This window comes from Paraclostridium sp., assembly GCF_051657365.1.
In the GTDB taxonomy this organism is placed as follows: Bacteria; Bacillota; Clostridia; order Peptostreptococcales; family Peptostreptococcaceae; genus Paraclostridium.
This window is the reverse complement of sequence record NZ_JBOFKN010000043.1, coordinates 1-3,725: the sequence shown is the minus strand read 5'-3', so window position 1 is coordinate 3,725 and position 3,725 is coordinate 1. Positions and strand designations below refer to the sequence as shown.

Annotated in this window: 1 protein-coding gene; it reads left to right on the top strand. The window is 43.7% G+C overall.

Annotated features, from left to right (window positions below):
• The first annotated feature begins 221 nt into the window (after positions 1-221).
• Positions 222-3,710: a reverse transcriptase domain-containing protein gene (locus tag ACRCYC_RS03515; protein WP_438617807.1), complete on the top strand. Its 3,489-nt coding sequence runs from the start codon at positions 222-224 to the stop codon at positions 3,708-3,710.
• Positions 3,711-3,725 lie beyond the last annotated feature (15 nt).

Here is a 3,725-nt window from a genome sequence, read left to right as displayed (position 1 = left end):
ACTACGAATTTGAAAAGAAATGGGGAAAAGATACAACCTTGTCGAACAACACTTTTAGTGTTGACGGTTGGGGAAACTTTACCGTAGATATTCCCAGTCAAAGTCTGACCCCCACCTCATCGTGGTGACTGGGTGAACGGTGCGCAGCAGTGTACCGGCCAACGGGGGCAGCAACAGAATAAATCGGGCTAACCCCCCATTATTCTGTAAACAACAGGGTTGTGTGTCCAACAACAGTGAGTCCCTTAGACGGAGCCTCTCGACCGTATGGGGGCCTCCCGGGCAGGGGACCTACGGTTTGTTCAAAATTTGCCGACACCAAAGGGTGTCTCCCTGCCCAATGTCTTAAGCTGGGGCTGTGGAATGTGCGTGGTTGTAGCACTGAGTGGAAACTGTCGAGCATCGCAGAACAGGCTGCTGAAAGGAAATTCCATATTCTTACTCTAACGGAAACTCGCATGAAGTCATGCAATTATAAGCTTAAGCCTAATATAAGGATATATAACTCTGGACCTGGGGAAAACCAAAAATTCGGTGGTGTGTGCTTCATGGTAATCGATGACAGAAGTTTCGAAGTGACCGATTACCATGAACTGTCAAACCGATTAGCAATACTAATTATCACGTCTGCTGGAACGAAAGTTGGCATAATAGGGGCATATGCTCCTACTGAATGCTCGGAAGATGAAGACATCAAGGATGACTTTTATGCTAAGTTAACAGAAGCCACTAAACTGTGCGATAAGCTATCTGATACTACGATTGTTATGGGTGACTTCAACTGCAGGTTAGGGAACGATGTACAGGAGCTATATGGACCGATAATAGGAAAAGAAGTGGTAGATGTAAGTAGGACATCGGAGAACGGGATGAGACTATTGGACTACTGTTATAACCATCTAATGCGTATAGAGAATACCTTTAAAGTTAAACGGCCACACAAAAAGTTCACTTGGTACCATCCAGGTACAGGTAATGGTGCAGTATTAGACTACGTACTGATGAGGAAAAATAAATATATTTCCATTAATGACGTACGTGCAAGCAGATCGGCTGAAGCAAACTCTGACCATGTATTACTTACAGTGATTGCGCAAATCTCAAATGGTAAGAAACACAAGTGTAGAAAGTGGATAGACAACAAAGGTGGGGGCAGAAAGATCTGTTCAGCAGAAACTGCTGAACTAATCAGATGGCACCCACAAAACTATCAAGCAATACTTGCTGATAGGCTGCCAGATGACTGCAATTATGAAGAAATCGTAAAAGCGGTCTTGGATTCTGCGGGAAAAGTAAGAGTACCGCGGAAGAAGACGAAAGCCTGGTTCGACGATGATGACCAGGAACTGCACGATGCCATTAGAAAACAAAAGTCACTGAGGTTAACATGGCTTAGGACTAACTCAGCAAATACTGAGGCCGAGTATAAACAGCAAAGGTATACAGTAAGACGACTGGTTCGGCAAGCAAAAACTAACTACATCAATAAGTTGGCCACTGAATTCGACTACTTAATAAAAGGAAACGACACACATAGGGCATATGAACTACTGAAAGATGTAGTACGCCTAGCATCTGGCAAATGGATAGACCCAAGGAAAGAATGCAATTCCATTTGTAGTAATACACTCTGTCAACACTATGCTGAACTATTTAGTGCGCATAGCGCAAACAGTGCTGATACATTGCGTCCATACACAGAACTGGATAAGGAAAATGACTTCACCATGTGCGAACTAGTGGAGGCATTAAAACGATTGCGCAACGCCAAAGCTCCAGGACGGAACGGAGTTAGGCCAGAATTGATCAGGCACGGTGGCTCGGAGCTGCGGCTAGCGTTGCTACGATACTTCAACAAATGTTGGAGAGGAGAGTGTTCTATTCCAAGAGAGTGGGTAGATGCCGATGTACTCAGTATTTACAAACAGAAAGGCAGCAGAAAGAGTGCTAATAACTACAGAAGCATTTTTCTCCTTGATGCCATCGGCAAAGTGTATGCCACCCTAGTGTGTGATCGAATTAGTAGATTGAGTGAAAGTCGAATAGCTAACTCACAGTTTGGGTTTCGCCAAAACCGGTCCACAGAACAGGCTATTCTCTGTTTAAGGCACATCATCCAAAATGCAATAGACCATAAGGCAGAAACGGTAATAACTTTTGTTGATCTAACAAAAGCATTTGATACACTGCCGAGACACCTTATCCAGAGGTGCCTCCAGAATATGGGATGCTCTTCAAACATAATGGAGAGTGTGAATGCATTAATGAATGATCCAGTATGTCACCTCAAAGGTAGTGATGAGACCTTTACCATGAAAAGAGGTGTGAGGCAGGGTAGTAAAGAAGGGCCATTACTCTTCAATATTGCCTTCAACACGATCCTAGAGGAAGCCTTTGCAGAGGTCAAAAACTCAGTTGGGATGACAGACCAAAATGGATATGGCTGGGAGCTGAAACATATTGAGTATGCGGATGACCTATGTATCATTACTAGGTCTGTTCGGGAAGCTGAAGATATCTTGGTGATCCTCGCAAAGACATTAAATGACTATGACATGCAAATGTCATATGATAAAACAAAATGGATGATAATTAGTGAGGAGGATACGTCCGACAAGCTAATAACGGTTGAAGGACACCAGATAGAGAAAGTTAAATGTTTCAGTTACCTTGGCTCTCCGGTATCCAGTGATGGCGACCCAACTGAAGCTGTTAGACTGAACATTAGAAGGGCTAGACAGTGTCTGGTAAGATTACGCCCGTCTCTCCGATCAGATAGAATACATAACACCACGAAAGCCAAAGTTATTGAAACGTTCATAAAGCCTGTACTACTGTATGGCCTTAGCACGATTGTGCTAAGGGCGACAGATAATGACAAGATGGAGGCGGTCCTCAATACCGCCAGAAGAATGTGTCTGGGGATATGGAACAAGCGTGAGATGAAGAATGTAGACCTAGCAATTAAGATACCCATAAGAAACGTCGCAACTCAGATACAACAACGTCGCATGAACTTGTGGACATCAATCCATAAGAAAACTGATAACTTAGCAAAAATAGTAATGCATAGTAAACAGCAGCGTTGCAACTGCAATCGGAAGGCATACACGAAAAATTGGTTAAGGCAACTTGGGGAAGACTGTAAGGAAATTTTCGATGGGAAGCACAAACAATGGATCAATGAGCCGTCAAGGGTTGTCTTAAAAGACGATCCTAGAAAGAGGCCTAAACTGGTTGGTCAAAGAGCCAGACCCATAAAGTGCTCCAGAGATAGCTGTTTTCGAATGTTCGCCACGTACAAAGAAATGTATCATCACGTACGTGGTGATCATACTATCTCAGAAATGACAGAATCACTGAACAGACCGAACCAAGACCTTATATATAATTGCCCTAACACAGAGTGCTCCAAGTCATATAAAACTGAGGGTTGGCTCAAAAAACACATACGTGAATGCCACCCACAGATGGAGCAAGTAGGCCAGCTCAAGAAAGCAGGAGGACAAGCGAGTAGTACGACTGTCATAAATAGAGAAGTTAGAACCTTGGAAGTAAACCTTCAGAAGTGCCCATATGAAGGGTGTACAAAGAGCCTCCCCACGTGGAAAGCAATTGTCAAACACTGCTACAGAGACCACAAATATTCCGCAACCACGCGCAAACCAACAGTACCCGGCAAAAGACAATCAACTATCGAACCCCGGTAGTTGAGCCATTTGAAC